This window comes from Flavobacterium sp., from assembly GCF_049240005.1.
Taxonomy (GTDB): domain Bacteria; phylum Bacteroidota; class Bacteroidia; order Flavobacteriales; family Flavobacteriaceae; genus Flavobacterium.
Genome location: NZ_JBMLTK010000044.1, coordinates 1 through 15,708, shown reverse-complemented (window position 1 = coordinate 15,708; position 15,708 = coordinate 1). Strand labels below are relative to the sequence as shown.

14 protein-coding genes are annotated in these 15,708 nt (G+C 41.6%); 5 read left to right on the top strand and 9 right to left on the bottom strand.

The window, feature by feature from the left end; translation table 11 throughout:
• Window positions 1-32 precede the first annotated feature (32 nt).
• Genes gldM through ACOVQQ_RS04455 form a run of 3 tightly spaced genes read left to right on the top strand, consistent with a single transcriptional unit; the run spans window position 33 to window position 3,620 of the window.
• Window positions 33-1,577 carry a gliding motility protein GldM gene (gene gldM, locus ACOVQQ_RS04465; RefSeq protein ID WP_421817131.1) on the top strand — a complete coding sequence of 515 codons (1,545 nt, stop codon included), beginning with the start codon at window positions 33-35 and terminating at the stop codon, window positions 1,575-1,577.
• A gap of 40 nt (window positions 1,578-1,617) precedes the next feature.
• Window positions 1,618-2,508, top strand: a complete 891-nt coding sequence (gldN, locus tag ACOVQQ_RS04460; RefSeq protein ID WP_421817130.1) for a gliding motility protein GldN — start codon at window positions 1,618-1,620, stop codon at window positions 2,506-2,508.
• Window positions 2,496-3,620 (top strand): NAD(P)/FAD-dependent oxidoreductase, encoded by a 1,125-nt coding sequence (locus ACOVQQ_RS04455; protein ID WP_421817129.1) that lies wholly within the window; start codon window positions 2,496-2,498, stop codon window positions 3,618-3,620. The genes gldN and ACOVQQ_RS04455 overlap by 13 nt, the downstream gene beginning before the upstream one ends.
• Here ACOVQQ_RS04455 and ACOVQQ_RS04450 read toward each other — a convergent pair.
• The gene (locus ACOVQQ_RS04450; RefSeq protein ID WP_317048284.1) at window positions 3,598-3,876 is read right to left on the bottom strand and encodes a DUF983 domain-containing protein; all 279 of its coding nucleotides are present in this window, start codon (window positions 3,874-3,876) and stop codon (window positions 3,598-3,600) included. The genes ACOVQQ_RS04455 and ACOVQQ_RS04450 overlap by 23 nt on opposite strands.
• 186 nt (window positions 3,877-4,062) lie before the next feature.
• On the opposite strand from ACOVQQ_RS04450, the gene ACOVQQ_RS04445 reads away from it, so the two are divergent.
• Window positions 4,063-5,961 carry an ABC-F family ATP-binding cassette domain-containing protein gene (locus ACOVQQ_RS04445; RefSeq protein ID WP_421817128.1) on the top strand — a complete coding sequence of 633 codons (1,899 nt, stop codon included), beginning with the start codon at window positions 4,063-4,065 and terminating at the stop codon, window positions 5,959-5,961.
• Between the two features lie 86 nt (window positions 5,962-6,047).
• Here ACOVQQ_RS04445 and ACOVQQ_RS04440 read toward each other — a convergent pair whose 3' ends face one another.
• The 8 genes from ACOVQQ_RS04440 to ACOVQQ_RS04405 all read right to left on the bottom strand — a co-directional run bounded on the left by ACOVQQ_RS04440 (window position 6,048) and on the right by ACOVQQ_RS04405 (window position 14,179).
• On the bottom strand, window positions 6,048-7,025 hold the full coding sequence (locus tag ACOVQQ_RS04440) for a pyruvate dehydrogenase complex E1 component subunit beta (protein WP_421817127.1): 978 nt from the start codon (window positions 7,023-7,025) through the stop codon (window positions 6,048-6,050).
• 984 nt (window positions 7,026-8,009) lie between these two features.
• Entirely contained in the window at window positions 8,010-9,530 is a 1,521-nt protein-coding gene (locus ACOVQQ_RS04435; RefSeq protein ID WP_421817126.1) for a T9SS type A sorting domain-containing protein, read from the bottom strand.
• A gap of 434 nt (window positions 9,531-9,964) precedes the next feature.
• On the bottom strand, window positions 9,965-10,309 hold the full coding sequence (locus ACOVQQ_RS04430; protein ID WP_421817125.1) for a hypothetical protein: 345 nt from the start codon (window positions 10,307-10,309) through the stop codon (window positions 9,965-9,967).
• Window positions 10,309-10,794, bottom strand: a complete 486-nt coding sequence (locus tag ACOVQQ_RS04425) for a DoxX family protein (RefSeq protein ID WP_421817124.1) — start codon at window positions 10,792-10,794, stop codon at window positions 10,309-10,311. The genes ACOVQQ_RS04430 and ACOVQQ_RS04425 overlap by 1 nt, the downstream gene beginning before the upstream one ends.
• A gap of 27 nt (window positions 10,795-10,821) precedes the next feature.
• The gene (locus tag ACOVQQ_RS04420) at window positions 10,822-11,466 is read right to left on the bottom strand and encodes a GIN domain-containing protein (RefSeq protein ID WP_421817123.1); all 645 of its coding nucleotides are present in this window, start codon (window positions 11,464-11,466) and stop codon (window positions 10,822-10,824) included.
• A 35-nt stretch (window positions 11,467-11,501) separates the two neighbouring features.
• Window positions 11,502-11,873, bottom strand: a complete 372-nt coding sequence (locus ACOVQQ_RS04415) for a hypothetical protein (protein ID WP_421817122.1) — start codon at window positions 11,871-11,873, stop codon at window positions 11,502-11,504.
• 81 nt (window positions 11,874-11,954) lie between these two features.
• A complete protein-coding gene (locus ACOVQQ_RS04410; RefSeq protein WP_421817121.1) occupies window positions 11,955-13,175 on the bottom strand; it encodes a helix-turn-helix domain-containing protein in 1,221 nt (406 codons plus the stop codon).
• A gap of 35 nt (window positions 13,176-13,210) precedes the next feature.
• On the bottom strand, window positions 13,211-14,179 hold the full coding sequence (locus ACOVQQ_RS04405) for an App1 family protein (protein ID WP_421817120.1): 969 nt from the start codon (window positions 14,177-14,179) through the stop codon (window positions 13,211-13,213).
• 231 nt (window positions 14,180-14,410) lie between these two features.
• On the opposite strand from ACOVQQ_RS04405, the gene ACOVQQ_RS04400 reads away from it, so the two are divergent.
• Window positions 14,411-15,292 carry a diacylglycerol/lipid kinase family protein gene (locus ACOVQQ_RS04400; RefSeq protein WP_421817119.1) on the top strand — a complete coding sequence of 294 codons (882 nt, stop codon included), beginning with the start codon at window positions 14,411-14,413 and terminating at the stop codon, window positions 15,290-15,292.
• The last annotated feature ends 416 nt before the right edge of the window (window positions 15,293-15,708 follow it).

Genomic DNA, 15,708 nt, shown 5'->3' with positions numbered 1-15,708 from the left:
TTATTAAAAACACGAAATAACTAAGAAAAACAATGGCAGGAGGAAAATTAACCCCTAGACAGAAGATGATTAACCTGATGTATCTGGTTTTCATCGCTATGTTGGCATTGAACATGTCGAAAGAAGTTTTATCGGCTTTTGGTTTGATGAACGAAAAGTTTGATGTTTCTAACATTTCTACAACTGATTACAATAAAAAATTATTAAATTTCCTCGAAGCTAAGGCAGGTGAAGATCCAGCAAAGTTTTCTGAGCCAAACCAAAAAGCTAAACAAGTTTCTCAATTGTCTGAAGCTTTTTATAACTATTTAGGTGGTTTGAAAAAGGAAATTTCTGAAGGTTTTGATGTAGACGAGTCTACAGGTAAGTTACCTTACGAGTCGATGGATAAGGGAGACAAAATTGACGAATTGTGGTTTGAAGGCGATGGTTACTCTCCAAAGGGTAAGGAAATCGTTGGAAAATTTGAGAAATTCGTTGCAGATATGAAGACTGTGTTTGGAAATGACGTAAAATACCAGCCAGTAATCAAGGAATTAGAATTGAAGTTCAATACTAAGGATGTGAAAGACGGTGAAGGTATAACTAAGAAGTATTTAGATTACCATTACAAAGGTTTCCCAGCGATCGCGTCAATTACTAAACTTTCTGCTTTGCAGAACGACATTAAGACGTTAGAGTCTGGAATCTACAATGTATTGATGGGTAACACATTTAAGGAAGCTGCTTCGATGAAGAATTTTCAAGCTATCGTTGCTCTTGATAAGAATGTTTATTTCCAAGGTGAGAAAGTGACTGGTAAAGTTGTATTAGGTCGCTACGACGCTAACACAAAACCTACTTCATTCTCTGGTCCAGGTAAGATTGAGAACGGTCAGGCAATCATTTCGATGACTGCAGGAGCTGTTGGGGAGCAAAAAATTGCAGGTACATTTACCTTCTTGGAAGATGGTAAGAATATTCCTTTGAAATTCGAAGGTGCATACGTTGTAGTACCTCGCCCGAATCAAGCAACAATTTCTGCTGACAAAATGAACGTGGTTTACCGCGGTTTAGATAACCCAATGACAATATCATTTGCAGGAGTTTCTTCGGATAAAGTAAATGCATCTGCTCCAGGTTTACGTCCAGCAGGTAAGCCAGGTCAATACATTATGAAGCCGCAGCAAGGGCAAGAAGTAGTAGTTAATGTTACAGCTACTTTACCAGACAAGTCAACGGTTTCTGATAAGAAAATGTTCCGTATCAAAGGTATTCCAGCTCCAACAGGAACAATCCGTGGTGAGTACGGTGTGGTAAAAGGACCAAAGGCTAGCTTGATTGCATCTACAGTAGGTGCAAAATTACTTGACTTTGATTTCGACGTTACTTTAAACGTAACTGGATTTAACATTAAAGTACCAGGACAACCTACAGTTGTGGTACAAGGAAGTAAGTTAAATGCTCAAGCTGTTGCAGCTCTTTCAAAAGCAGGTCGCGGTGATCAAGTTACAATTTCTGAAATCAAAGTAAAATTGGTTGGAGCTGAAGGCTTAATGTTGCCTCGAACTTCAGTTGTTATTTACGAAATACAATAATCAGTTAGAATAGTCGTTATCTATTCACAAATTTTTAGATATGAATCGCAAGAATCTTTTTAGTATTGTCTTGGTAGTTGTAGGTTTTGCAAGTTCGTTTGCTCAATCTAACCTACTCAATGCAAAAACACCGGATGAAATCGGAAAGAAAACTGCTGCGCAATTAAATTCGGATAACGATAAGCCGCTTCCTTACGGATATGTGCATGATCGTGATATCATGTTCGGAAAAGCAGTTTGGGAACTTATCGATTTAGATGAGCGTATCAATTTCCCATTGTACTATCCTATTGATACCGCAAATATTGGGAAAGAACGTCGCAATCTATACGATGTGCTTACTAAGGGAATGAAAGAAGGTAAGATTACCGAGGTTTATACCGATGGTTATTTCAATACCAAAAAGACGTTAAGCGATATAGAAAAATCATTATCTCGAATTGATACCACTGATCCAGGTAGAGAACAATTTAACGCTGGCTTGCCGATTTCTCCTGAGTATATTGTAAAGACTGATATTACAGGTCAGGATGTGGATGCATACAAAATCAAAGGATATTGGTACTTTGACAAGCGTCAAGGTGAATTGAAATATCGCTTATTAGGTATTTGTCCAGTAACGCCAGACGTTTATACTGTTGGTAAAGATGAGGTGGATTACATTGAATTGTTCTGGGTATATTTTCCAGCAGTACGCGATGTACTTCATGCTAATAATGCCTTCAATGATCGGAATTCTGCAATGCCAATTTCTTTCGATGTTCTTTTAAATTCGCGTCGTTTCAACGCGGTTATCTATCAAGAAGAAAACGTATACGGAGACCGTTTGATTCAAGATTACATGAAAGATAATGCACAGATGCAACTTTTAGAATCGGATCGCATCAAAGAAAAGATTCGTAACTTCGAGCAAGATATGTGGAACTACTAGTTTTTACTAATGATATTTCAAACGGCTGGTTTTTTAACCAGCCGTTTTTGTTTATTTGCAGTATGAAAATGCTTGATTTTATTATCGTAGGGAACGGTTTAGCTGCGCTCGCTTTTGCTGAAGTACTTCTTCAGAATAACTGTTCTTTTGTGGTTTTTGGCGATTCTAAATTGAAGTCAAGCCGCGTGGCAGCAGGTCTGTATAATCCTCTAATTGTGAAACGGTATCGGCCGCTACAAGATGCTGTCGATCAGATTGATTTTCTGCGTTCTTTTTATTCTCGGGCTGAGCAACGTCTCTGCGCGAAGTTTCATCATGAAAAGCTTACTTTGCGTAAATTCGTTTCTATTGCTGAGCAAAATGATTGGTTCGAACACGCCGACAAACCTCAACTTGCAAATTTACTGAGCAACGATTTGTTTACCTCCGCGATTGAAGGAATTGACAGCCCATTTCAGTATGGAGTGGTTAATTACACCGGTCACTTAGACACCAATGTCTTTATAACGAAATATCAGACGTTTCTAGCTGATTCAGGCTGCTTTATAGCGGAGTCTTTTATTTACGCAGATTTGGAATTCAGTAGCGAGTTTGTTACCTATCACGAATTTCAAGCCAGTAATGTGATCTTCGCCGAAGGATATGGAGTAAATCAAAATCCGTATTTTAATTTCGTCTCTGTTCCTGGCACCAAAGGTGAGGGCATAACGATTCATGCACCTCAGTTGAAGCTTACCGAAATCATCAACAGTGGTGTTTTTATTCTTCCTTTAGGCAACGATTTGTTTAAAGTGGGTGCAACTTATGAATGGACGGATAAAACGGAGCAAACCACCGCGGCAGCGCGCGAGGAACTCACTATGCGTCTCAAACAAGTAATTCAATGCGATTTTGAAATCGTCGATCAATGGGCAGGTGTACGTCCAACTACACCCGATCGTAAAGCCATTGTTGGTAATCATCCTCAGTTCCCACAGCTTCACATTTTAAATGGTTTAGGTACTAGAGGGGTTATGTTAGGTCCAACGATGGCAAAGCTGCTATACGATCATATAGTAGATAAAAAAGAAATTCCGACCTATTTACAAGCTAAGCGTTTTTGGAAGCAATAGCATCGTCTTTGTATGCTATAAAGAAGTTAATATAAATGTTTCGACTCATTCGCACGATCCAGGGCATCAAAACAACAAGAGCAGCAATGATGGTAATAAAAGCCTCCTTTACCGTGCAGCCCACGAAAACAAAACTGATGATAAATGCTGCAACTCCAACAGCTACAGCAAGTGCATAGCTTACGTACATGGCGCCAAAAAAGAAATTCGGCTCCATTTTATAGCGGAGCCCACAGTGGGAACAAGTATCATGCATATGCATCGTTTCAGTGACGATATATGGGTTTTTGTTCTCATACATACTCTCGCTATGACAACGCGGACAAGTTCCTGTTAAAATGCTATATAATTTCGTTCCTTTTTTTAACATTTGCAGCCAATTCTTTATTACTGTAATACAATAACAAAGTTACGGTCTATTTAAGTTTTCTAAGCCAATATCATGCTAAATATTCACAATTTATCAGTTTCTTTCGGAGGTTCCTATCTTTTTGAAGACGTTACCTTCCGACTAGGAGCAGGTGATCGTGTTGGTCTTGTCGGAAAAAATGGTGCCGGTAAATCGACAATGCTCAAAATTCTTAGTCGCGATCTTCAACCCGATTCCGGTGTGATCGCCACAGAAAAAGAAGTGCGTATTGGTTTCTTACGGCAGGATATCGATTTCGAACAAGGCAGAACCGTACTCGAAGAGGCTTATCAAGCCTTTACCGAAATCAAAGAAGTCGAACGCAAGTTGAATCACATCAACGAACAACTTCAAACACGTACCGACTACGAGTCCGATTCTTACGCAAAACTCATCGAAGATTTGAGCGATCTAACACACCGATTCGAACTTCTGGACGGATACAATTACGTGGGTAATACCGAGAGAATTCTGCTTGGTTTGGGCTTTAAACGAGAAGATTTCAACAACAAAACCGACACTTTTTCTGGAGGTTGGCGCATGCGAATCGAGCTCGCAAAACTGCTCCTTCAAAACAACGATATTCTTCTATTAGACGAACCTACTAACCACCTAGATATCGAAAGTATTATCTGGCTTGAGAACTTTCTAAAATCGTATCCAGGTGTCGTAATTATTGTTTCGCACGATAAGATGTTCCTCGATAATGTCACGAACCGAACGTTGGAAATTTCTTTAGGTAAAGTGTACGATTTCAACAAACCATACACGCAATATCTGACTCTTCGTCAAGAAATTCGCGAAAAGCAACTGGCTACGCAAAAAAATCAGCAAAAGAAAATAGAAGAAACGGAGAAGCTAATCGAGAAATTTCGCGCCAAAGCCAGCAAAGCATCTATGGCACAATCGCTTATCAAGAAACTCGATAAGGTAGAACGCATCGAAGTCGATGAAGACGATAATGCAGTCATGAATATCTCGTTTCCAGTTTCTGTGACTCCGGGTCGCGTAGTCGTCGAAGCCGAACACGTAACCAAAAAGTTCGGAGATAAAGTAGTTTTGAAAGATATTTCGCTGAACGTTGAACGCGGTAGTAAAATCGCCTTTGTAGGTCAAAACGGACAAGGGAAGTCCACGTTTATAAAAGCAATCGTGAACGAATTCCCGTTCGAAGGAAGTATTAAACTTGGCCACAACGTCCAAGTAGGCTATTTCGCTCAAAATCAGGCAGAATATTTGAATGGCGAAATCACACTGCTACAAACCATGGAAGACGCCGCAAACGACACCAATCGCTCTAAAGTGCGCGACATGCTCGGTGCTTTTCTTTTCCGTGGCGACGACGTCGAAAAAAAAGTAAAAGTACTTTCCGGCGGCGAACGAAATCGTCTGGCACTTTGTAAGTTGCTCCTGCAGCCTATCAATGTGCTCATCATGGACGAACCTACAAACCACCTCGATATCAAATCGAAAAACGTACTCAAAGCCGCACTACACAAGTACGAAGGAACACTGCTCCTCGTATCGCACGACCGCGATTTCCTTCAAGGAACTGCAAATATTGTCTACGAGTTTAAAGATCAGAAAATTAAAGAATATTTGGGCGACATCAACTTCTTCCTAGAACAACGAAACGTTGATAGTATGCGTGAGGTCGAAAAGCGCGATGTCGTAAAAGCTACTCAAGAGGCTCCAAAAAAGAGTTTCGAAGAACAAAAGAAACAAAAGGCACTTCAAAACCGTATTTCTAAAGTCGAGTCGCAAATTAAAGATCTCGAAAACGCCATCCGTCTCGACGATCGTGCGCTCGAATCCAATTACGATAAGCACATCGAAGACGCTGCGTTTTTCACGGCCTACAACGAAAAGAAAAAGCAACTCGACAAACTGATCGAAGAATGGGAATTACTGCTCATGGAAGCCGAAAGTTAATGATTGCCTTTAATTAACTTACCGTAGAAAAAACAAAAAACCCGCTTTCCATTCGAGAGCGGGTTTTTATTTTGAGTATTATTTTACTAGCGGTAAAGTACTTTCTTCACAGCTTTAATAACGTCGTCTGCATTTGGCAACCATTCTTTCAATAAAGTTGGCGAGTACGGCGCAGGTGTATCAGCGGTAGTAATACGTTGTACGGGCGCATCTAAGTAGTCGAAGGCCCGTTCCTGAACCATATACGTAATTTCCGAAGCAACACTAGCAAACGGCCACGCTTCTTCTAAAACCACTAAACGATTTGTTTTCTTAACCGAGTTGATAATTGCATCGTAATCCATCGGGCGAACCGTACGTAAGTCGACAACCTCAACCGAAATGCCTTCAGCAGCAAGCGTTTCCGCGGCAGCTAAAGCTTCTTTTATAATCTTTCCGAACGATACAATGGTAACATCTGTTCCCGCACGCTTCACATCAGCCACACCAAGCGGAATGGTGTATTCCTCTTCCGGAACTTCACCTTTGTCGCCATACATCTGCTCCGATTCCATGAAAATAACCGGATCGTCGTCGCGAATGGCAGATTTCAACAAACCTTTCGCATCGTAAGGTGTCGACGGAACCACAACTTTTAAACCAGGCGTGTTAGCAAACCAGTTTTCGAAAGCTTGCGAGTGCGTAGCACCCAATTGTCCGGCAGAGGCTGTTGGACCGCGAAATACCATCGGCATAGGGAATTGCCCGGCCGACATCTGGCGCATTTTCGCAGCGTTATTGATAATCTGGTCGATACCAACCAAACAGAAATTAAATGTCATGTACTCCACGATGGGTCTGCAGCCGTTCATGGCCGAACCAACCGCAATACCTGCAAAACCGAGCTCGGCAATGGGTGTATCGATTACACGCTTCGGACCAAATTCATCAAGCATACCCTTAGAAGCCTTGTAAGCGCCGTTGTATTCGGCTACTTCTTCGCCCATGAGATAAACCGACTCATCGCGGCGCATTTCTTCGCTCATTGCTTCGGCAACGGCTTCTCTAAACTGTATCGTTCTCATAAAGGATTCATTTTTCGAAACGCAAAAATAGCCGAAAATTGGAAATCCATCCCATATTTTTAAAACGTTTTATGCGCAAAAGCAGCTTTTTTTTTGATTTTTTGGGCGGCAGTTCCGGCTGTACGCTACAAGCTTTTTCAAATCGGGCACAAAAGCAATCGTTTGGCACGGCTTCTTAGGTCGCCACGCCCAACGCGCTTTTGTTTGCCCAATTTATCAAAAGGCTTTCCGCTGCCATCCGGGCCGCGGTATCGTTCTCCAACAAAACGCCTCTTTTTTTAAAGTGTTTTTAACAAACGTAATATTGCAATATTACCTCGTATAAAAGATTGTAAAACAATAATTTATACGCTATTAATTACTCGCTCTTACACTAACTTTTTTAGGTTTTTTATAAAATACCGTTTTTAGATTTAAGATGCAGAATAAGATTTGCAAAGCCATTCAGCCATCTTGGCGATTGTTCTAAAGTATTCCCTTCCGAACTTGCTTACTAGCAAAACTATTCACGCTTTATTCGTGCTTTTTCCACTACTAAAAACCTATGTGCCTATGTCGTCCACCATAAGTTGAACTCGCACCTTAATCGTGGTTTAAAAACTGTGCAAAACCTATGTGCCTATGTGGTCGGCCGTAAGTAGAACTCGTGCTAGTAATCGTGGTTTAAAAACTGTGCAAAACCTATGTGCCTATGTGGTCCACCATAAGGAGAACTCGTGCAAGTAATCATGTTTTAAAAACCTTGCAAAACCTATTTGCCTATGTGGCCCAAAGTGAAAAGAAGTCGTGCCAGTAATCATGTTTTAAAAACCTTACAAAACCTATGTGCGTATGTGGTCCACCATAAGTTGAACTCGCACCTTAATCGTGGTTTAAAAACTGTGCAAAACCTATGTGCCTATGTGGTCTGCAGTTATTAGAATAATCGCTGATTACGTTTGTTCGAAAAGTAGCGTAAACGAATTTTCTCTATGGTATTTTACATCAGCGTTTTAAAAACTTAGCCACTGTTGAGTCGTTTATTTTCAAGAGGTACATGCCCACAGCTAAGTGGTTTACGTCAATTTCCGAAAATGTGCCCTGACCCGACCAAACACGTATGCCTGTAGTGTCGTAAATTGCCAGTTGACCCGAAATTGGCGTGCCAAATTGTAGTATCGATGTCGTTGGATTCGGGTAAATACTTATGTTGTCTAGCTGCGCTTCGGTTATATCTAGGAAGTCGGAAACTACACGCCCGGTAGTACTCGAAAAAACGTAGCCGTTGTTAAAGGCAGTACGCGCATAACCACTCACATAAATGCGGTTTTCACTGTCGGTTGCTACGGCATCAAATCGGCTGGTGCCGTCTGTAGAAAGAACTTTCGCCCCCGAAACCGTTCCAGTGCCTGTTAGCGCTAAAATAACGCCTGATTGTTCCGTTGCCGTCGTCGAAACGTTGTCGGCCCAAGATATGGTTCCTGAGGTCGAACCCGCAAGAAATACTGTTCCGTTTGGAGCTACGGCCAACGCAGCTCGGCTGCCCAATTCAAACGAACCCGCGTTCGGAACCTCGCGTACCCATTGCCACGTTCCGTTACTGTTTAGTTTGCCCAATAAGAAGTCGGTTCCACCAGTGTTTGGCCCGGCAACGCTGATGCCATCGAGCGTGTGCGGCAAGAAATTCTGCGTGGCTAGATAAACTTCGTCGGCATTTTTAACAGCTAATTGTGGCGACGAGCAAGTAATATCTTCTATAAAACGCACCCATTGCAAAGATCCGTTTGCGTTGTATTTAGCTACGTAGGTATTGTAATCGAAATTTTCTGTGGCGCTGCTTCCATTAAAGTTTGCATTTAAGCCCGAACACGAGCCGGCGGTGTAAATATTTCCGAGTGCGTCTGTGGTTATTGCCGAAACCAATGGAACATCGTCTTGTACTATCGTTTGCAGTATCATTCCGTTCGGATTTAGTTTTTGTAGATACGAATTCTGGAAATCATCGTAAGCCATCCAAATGTTTTGATTGGCATCCAAGGCAATGGAACCGAGATCACTCACAAACGAATTTTCGATATTTGGCGCAAGATACCACAGCAAAGCGCCGTCGGCATTTAGTTTTACAAGCATGTGGCTCAATCCGTTTGTCGCGAATGAAAGAACGGTATTTTCGTACGTGAGTTGGTCGACAAAAGAAATCGTGAAGTAAATATCTCCGTTGGCATCAACCAGCATTTCACGTGCCGTAGCTCGGTTGGCAATTGTTTTGGTGAAAATCAGATTTCCAGCCGTGTCGAATTTTCGCAAAGCTAAGGTTCCTAAAATGTCGATTCCATACGGATAAGGCGTTCCGTTGAAACTCAAGCTATACAGTTCGTTATTAGCATTGGTCGCACATATCGAACCGATGTATGAATCGTTTAACGAAAAATCGATGTTTTGACTGTGTTCGTATTCGTAAAATTGTGCCCAAGTCGAGGTGAAAACGCAAATGCACGCAGCTGAGATAAGTAAATTTCGAATCATTAACAATTGTTTAGCTCTGAAAAGATGCGAAACGTAGCGAATAGTTGCTTGAAACCAGATTTTGATTAAAAATCTTTTTCAGAACGCTTAAAATGAACAACTTCCGAGCTAAACAGCTAATAGGCCGCTACTCCCGTTGAATTAAAATTTGCCAAAACAAATCTTCAATTTAATCAACTATTTAACTGTTTTCGGATCGCTAGTTTGAAAACGATTTGTGGTTTTGCTTTTGCGTGAAGGACAGCAGCGTAAAGCTATTTTTGTTGGTTTTGCTAAGCGACGGCAACGGCAACGCGACAGCAGAAGCGTTTGCAAGTGCCAGACGCTTACAAAACGAACGAAAATACTTGCAGCGAATGGCCTGACGGCAAACGCAACTCGAAAATAATCACGCGCGTTTGCCGGCACGCCCAAATTAAAATTCAGTAAATGAATTATTTACCGTTAAATTTGTGTTGAACCGTTGTGCTTAAATCGGCTTCGAAAGTGAGCTTACGGTTGTCTTGATTTTGCCGTTCAAACTGCCCATCGGCAACAAACTTGTATTCGGTGTAGGTGTAGCCGGTTACATGTACTACATCGGTATAGAAAGTACTGTCATTCAGTTTTTTAAGTGGCGTATCTTGCTCCCAACTCAGCGGTTGATTGCTGCCGCGTACGCTCATTTGTGAAACTTGCATGGATTTAGGTACAACAACCGTGTACCGCACTTTTTGATTGGCCGTTGGCTGTACGCAGGAAACCGTAATGAACAGTAAAAGTATTGGTAAGTATTTCATTATGAGTGCTTTTTAGTGATTAGATAGTCGATTCCGAAACGTGTACTTCCGAGAGCCACTCCGCTTAAACAAACCCACAGAATGCCGAGTGCGGGCAACATATTCCAGAGTCCTTGGCTCGATTGTTGGTACACGGCAGCCACGAACATGGTGCAGCCGGCTAAGAAACTGAAGATACGTGTTTGAAAGCCGAGTACGAGTGCAATGCCACCGACGGCTTCGCTAAAAGCGGCCATCCAAGCGAAAAAAGCGGGAAATACAGCGAAAATTCCACCGAATTTGGCAACGTCGTTCGGAAACCAAAAAGCTACTTCGAAAAATCCGAGGTTGTTTTCGGGTGGCGACCATGGTAAACCGAATTTAGCTGCTCCGAAGTCGACCGCCATCCAATAACCGCACAAGATTCGTGGCAAGGAGAGGAAAATATCCTGCCAAATGTTGGGCAGTATGGTTGGTTTTGTGATGGCAATTACGATTTTTTTCATGATGATTTTGATTGATGATTAAAACTCCTAGCGGTAAATAAAATCTCCGTTTCCGTTCTTTTTGCAGTCGGTGCAGCGGGCGGAACCGCGGTTGATTAAGTCGCCGTTGCCTGCTAGTTTTCCGCTCAATTTTCCACTTACGTTTACGGTTGCGTTTCCGTTTCCGCCGACGCTAAACTTGAGGTTTTTCGCGGAGAAGTCGCCCGCTTTTAGGTCGCCATTTCCACCTTTTTCTAGGTCGAAACTATCGATCGCGCCGCTTAGTGAGCAATCGCCGTTACCTTCTTGTTCGAGGCGAAAGTACTTTCCAACGATTCCTTTCACGGCCAAGTCGCCGTTACCCGATTGTGCAATTACACTGGCTTCGGGCATCGTAATATAGATGGTGGTTGGTTTTTGATTTTTCTTGTAATTGAGTTTTACGGGCTTGTTTTTGATTTCGAGTTTGTATTCGCTGGCCGTGTAAACCATTTCGAGGTTGTTTACGCTTTCTTCCGGTCCTTCAACACGAACCGACCACGTTTTGCCGATCGAAATTTGGGCATCGGCATTTAGGCCTTGCAAGTAAACTTTGTCAAAGTTCTTGTAGTCAAAGTTTTTTTGAACAGTACCTTGACTGTAAGAAAACAAGGATAGGAGAAACGCTACGGTAGTGTGGATTAAAATTTTCATGTGTATTTGATTTAGCAGTTTTATATAAAATTGGTTTATTTAGTTTGTGCATTTTTTTGAAACACCATGCCCAGGTTTAGGTCGCCTTTTACCTTTAACGTCACGTAGCCCATTTTCGTTTCTGTATTTTCGATTACCAAAGCCGTGTTTTTATCGGTTTTTATGAACGCGCTTTCGGTTGGTTTTAAAGTGATGGGCGAATGTGTTCCGCCGTTGTTTGGTGCTTGATAAACGCTTAGGGTTGTAGCTCCGTCGTTTCTAAGGTGTGTGTGAAAATTTCCGTGCGGATTACTTCCGAGTACAAACTTTTCGTTGGCATTTATGCTCGTGCCCGAGTTTAACGAACTAAACGCCCCGCACGATGCGAGTAGCGTTACAAGAGCTAAAAGGATTACATTTTTTTTCATCAGTTTACTTTTTTTGGAAATACGATTTCCGGTTATTGATGAAGCAAAATTGCGGCAATCCCAGTAGCGGCGCGCTTCAAATTATGATTTGAGACCTAATTCTGCTGTGTTTTTTGCTAAGTAGTCTTTTGGCGTTACTCCCGTATGCTTTTTAAACGCCCGATTAAAAGTTGCTTTCGAGTTAAAACCGCAGTCGAGCGCTAAGCCAAGTAAGGTCGATTTCGAACTTTCGCCAGCAGCTACTTTCGCTTTAAAAGCGTCGATTCTTAGCGTGTTTACCAGATCGTTAAAATTCTGATTAAAACCTTTATTAATTACTTTTGAAATAAGTGCTGTATTACTTCCGGTTGCTTTTGCCAGATCGAGTAGGGTAAGTTCAGGATTATTGTAATAGCTATTGGTAATCAGTAATTTTTCCAGTTGGTCGCGCAATTTTTCCTCTGATTCGGTGAGTCCCAAATTATTTGAGTCGTTTTCTGGCAATTCTATTTCGGCGTAATCTGGGAGTATTGCGTTGGTTTCACTTTTAGTTTCGTTCACAATACTAAAACCAACGCGTTTACTTTTTAAATTTTCGTTGGCATAGCCTTTTATAGCAATTCGATAGGAAATTACGCCCACTGCCATGAAGTACCACCAGCTTCCCACGAAGTCCGCAAACTCGGGAAAAATTTCAAAACCAATCTTAAAGCTGATATTAACAATAATAATCGCTAAACAAGTAATAATAAATTCACGGATGTATTTAAAAGTCAGTTCATCGGCAAAACTCACAATGTTTTGTATGACTTTTCGATACAAATTGTAGTATCGAAGTGCGTAGATTAAATAAAACAGCATACTCGCATGACCCGTAACCTGGTACCATTCGTCGAAGTCGATATCGGCATAAAACTGTGGAAACGCACCGCCGTTACCGTAATAATCACTAGCTACTTGAAGCATCGCGTAAATCAAATACAAAACGCCGGGAAGCAAATGCCAAAAGTACTTCTTCCGAAATCTAAAAGCCGGATTTAAAACGGCTTGCGTGTAGAAATACAAAACAGGTCCAAAAAAGTACAGTTGGTGAAAAGGTGTGGCAAAAATAACAGCTCGGTAACTTTCACTGTCGTACCAACCGGCAAAACCCAGCATCCACGGTGCCAAATACAAAGCAACAATCAGCAAAAATAATCCGAGCCAAAATGCCGATTTACTCCGTTCTTGTATACTCTTTTGAAAAAGTAGTAAACTGTAAACCAGATTGTGTGTAAAGAAAATTAAAAGTAACCCGGAGTAGATATTAAATTGAAAAAGCATGCGTTTCGACTAACGCTACTAAGGTAAGCATATTTTTATACGATGAGTCCGATGCTTTTAGAATGTGCAATAGCTTCTTTACTATTCTTAAAATAACAGGTGTGAACACCCATTAAACTCATATTTTGAATGGCGATGGTTACCTTTTGTTTAGGAAGTTTGCCCGTTTGCCGAATGTAAACGGCTTGAACATTTACTGGAAACAATTTGCAAATCCGTTCGTAAAGCTCGGCGTCTTGTTGCGAATCGTCGCCCAATAGCGTGTAGTTTAATTTCGGATAAAACTCCAAGATGTGTTTAATTTTTTCGAACTTATGATCGTGGTTGCCGCGACCCGTAATCAGGAAGTCGAACAAACTCTGCTTGATGTCTTTCAACAACAAAACGGCACGAGGCAACTGATGTAATTCGGCAAACTGAACAATAAACCGATACAAATTCCACTCGCTCGACGACACATAGAAAAAAGCGTTTTGTTCGGTTTTATTATTGCGTCCGGCTGTACTTAAAGCCTGATAATGCGCAACCACGTCGGAAAAAATTTTGCGATCGTTTACGTTCTTAAACAACAAGATGTACAACTTTTTAAAGATGTTTCGGCTGTGGGAAATCAAAAATGTATCGTCGATATCCGAAATAAAACCCAAATTTCCTTTAAACGGACGTATATAAGAGCCTTTTTGCGTGACTTGTGTACCTTCCGACTTAATGGAAACTTCGTACGTAATCCAGCCGTAACCCACATCGTTGTCGAGCGGAATACAAAACTGAAAAAAGCCGTCGTCTAAGGTTTTGGTGTGAATAACGCGTCCGTCGTGTTTGAAATACACATCAAAGTTCGATGCTGTCTTTTGTCGAAACATCCGAATTACCGAGCGCGCATTTCGAAACTTCGTCTTCTGAAAATCGTAGTCGGCTTTAGTCGTTGGTTTAAACACATGACCCATCACTAAAAGCTGATTTTCGTTGGCGTAACCGCGATAAAGTTTTAAAACGGGTTTCATATACTGTAAAAATACGGCAAAGCTTTTTGTTTCAAAACGATTTTCTCACAGCTTTTTTATTTGCACTTCCCTAAAAAATGCAGACGCCCTTTTGTGTAGGTCAAACAGACGTAATTCCAAGAGAATTCTACTGTTTTAGTTCCAGAGATCGAGCTGCAAAGCGTTTATCCGAATTGTTAATATGCGGAAGGAATGCTCGGAATTTCTCTAAATTTGAGCAAATCTGAATACATGGCACAAAAATTTGTAATCATTGTGGTAAATCCAATTGCAGGCGATATCGACAAAGGTGAACTCGTAGCCGATGTTGAGGCGCACGCGCTAACACTGGGTTTGCAAACCATTGTTTACGAAACCTGTGGCATTAACGACGGCAAACACATTCGGCATTTATACGAACAATACCAACCGCAGCGAATCATCATTGCCGGCGGCGACGGTACCATTAAAGAAGTGGCGGCTGCTTTGGAAGATGTCGACGTACTTTTCGGAATCTTACCTGCCGGTTCGGCAAACGGCTTGTCGGTCGATTTAGATATTCCTGCCACTTTAGATCTCGCCATTCCCGCGGCTTTTTCCACTAAGTTTATTGATATCGACATGATAAAAATAAACGGACATACCAGTTTGCACCTGAGCGATGTGGGTTTAAACGCTATGCTGGTAAAAAACTACGAAAGCGGAACCACACGCGGTATGCTGGGCTATGCTAAGCAGGTGCTAGCAACGTTCAAAGAGCAAACCGGACCGTTTCGGGCGCGTATCGAATTGGAAGGTAAAGAGGTAATTACCGATGCAAAAATGGTTGTAGTAGCCAATTCGCAAAAGTACGGAACCGGCGTGGTAATTAATCCGTTTGGTAAAATGGACGATGGGCAGTTCGAAATTGTGGTGCTACGCAATCTCGATTTTACGGTTTTAACCAAGATTTTAACGGGAAACATCCGCCTAGATAGCGAAGATGTAGATATTTACAGCACCAAAAACGCTTGTATTTTTATCGATCCGCCTACTGAGTTTCAGGTCGATGGCGAGTACATCGGTTTGGTTTCCGAACTCAACATTTCCATCTTAGCCAGTAACATGAAAATTGCCGTTCCCGATTATAATTAAGGGCAAGCAATTTTAAATACGTGATAGAACTTCATGGCGTTTCTAATTGATAATGAGTAGTTTTTTTGTTTTCTTTTTTTGAAGCTCATCCCGTTTTCCGCTGTAGTCCTCAAAAAATACGCCACGTTCATATGTCCAGCACACTGCTTCTTGGGTCGCCGTTTGCTGTACAATTCACGTAGCCGTATTTTTTTCCGGGCTGCCGCTGCACCCGGGGCTAGACAAATCGTTATCCAATAGCATTTCCACAAGAAAAGCAAACTGAAAATCTATTGCTGTGGTTCGTCACTACTTGTTTTAAACGGATGTCGTTGCTGCCAAATTACTTTGGGTTCTAGCTGTTTAAAAAAGTAGGGTAATATTTTGTTTAACAGGTAATTGTGGTGTTTCATAAATCCAAAAAGCTCTTGTGGTAC

What these genes read in the sequence shown, in the direction of transcription:
- ACOVQQ_RS04425 (WP_421817124.1), bottom strand. Translation starts at nt 10,794, where the DNA reads ATGAAAAAAATCGTAATTGCCATCACAAAACCAACCATACTGCCCAAC.
- gldM (WP_421817131.1), top strand. Translation starts at nt 33, where the DNA reads ATGGCAGGAGGAAAATTAACCCCTAGACAGAAGATGATTAACCTGATG.
- ACOVQQ_RS04405 (WP_421817120.1), bottom strand. Translation starts at nt 14,179, where the DNA reads ATGAAACCCGTTTTAAAACTTTATCGCGGTTACGCCAACGAAAATCAG.
- ACOVQQ_RS04445 (WP_421817128.1), top strand. Translation starts at nt 4,063, where the DNA reads ATGCTAAATATTCACAATTTATCAGTTTCTTTCGGAGGTTCCTATCTT.
- ACOVQQ_RS04430 (WP_421817125.1), bottom strand. Translation starts at nt 10,309, where the DNA reads ATGAAATACTTACCAATACTTTTACTGTTCATTACGGTTTCCTGCGTA.
- gldN (WP_421817130.1), top strand. Translation starts at nt 1,618, where the DNA reads ATGAATCGCAAGAATCTTTTTAGTATTGTCTTGGTAGTTGTAGGTTTT.
- ACOVQQ_RS04415 (WP_421817122.1), bottom strand. Translation starts at nt 11,873, where the DNA reads ATGAAAAAAAATGTAATCCTTTTAGCTCTTGTAACGCTACTCGCATCG.
- ACOVQQ_RS04450 (WP_317048284.1), bottom strand. Translation starts at nt 3,876, where the DNA reads ATGCATGATACTTGTTCCCACTGTGGGCTCCGCTATAAAATGGAGCCG.
- ACOVQQ_RS04410 (WP_421817121.1), bottom strand. Translation starts at nt 13,175, where the DNA reads ATGCTTTTTCAATTTAATATCTACTCCGGGTTACTTTTAATTTTCTTT.
- ACOVQQ_RS04420 (WP_421817123.1), bottom strand. Translation starts at nt 11,466, where the DNA reads ATGAAAATTTTAATCCACACTACCGTAGCGTTTCTCCTATCCTTGTTT.
- ACOVQQ_RS04435 (WP_421817126.1), bottom strand. Translation starts at nt 9,530, where the DNA reads ATGATTCGAAATTTACTTATCTCAGCTGCGTGCATTTGCGTTTTCACC.
- ACOVQQ_RS04440 (WP_421817127.1), bottom strand. Translation starts at nt 7,025, where the DNA reads ATGAGAACGATACAGTTTAGAGAAGCCGTTGCCGAAGCAATGAGCGAA.
- ACOVQQ_RS04400 (WP_421817119.1), top strand. Translation starts at nt 14,411, where the DNA reads ATGGCACAAAAATTTGTAATCATTGTGGTAAATCCAATTGCAGGCGAT.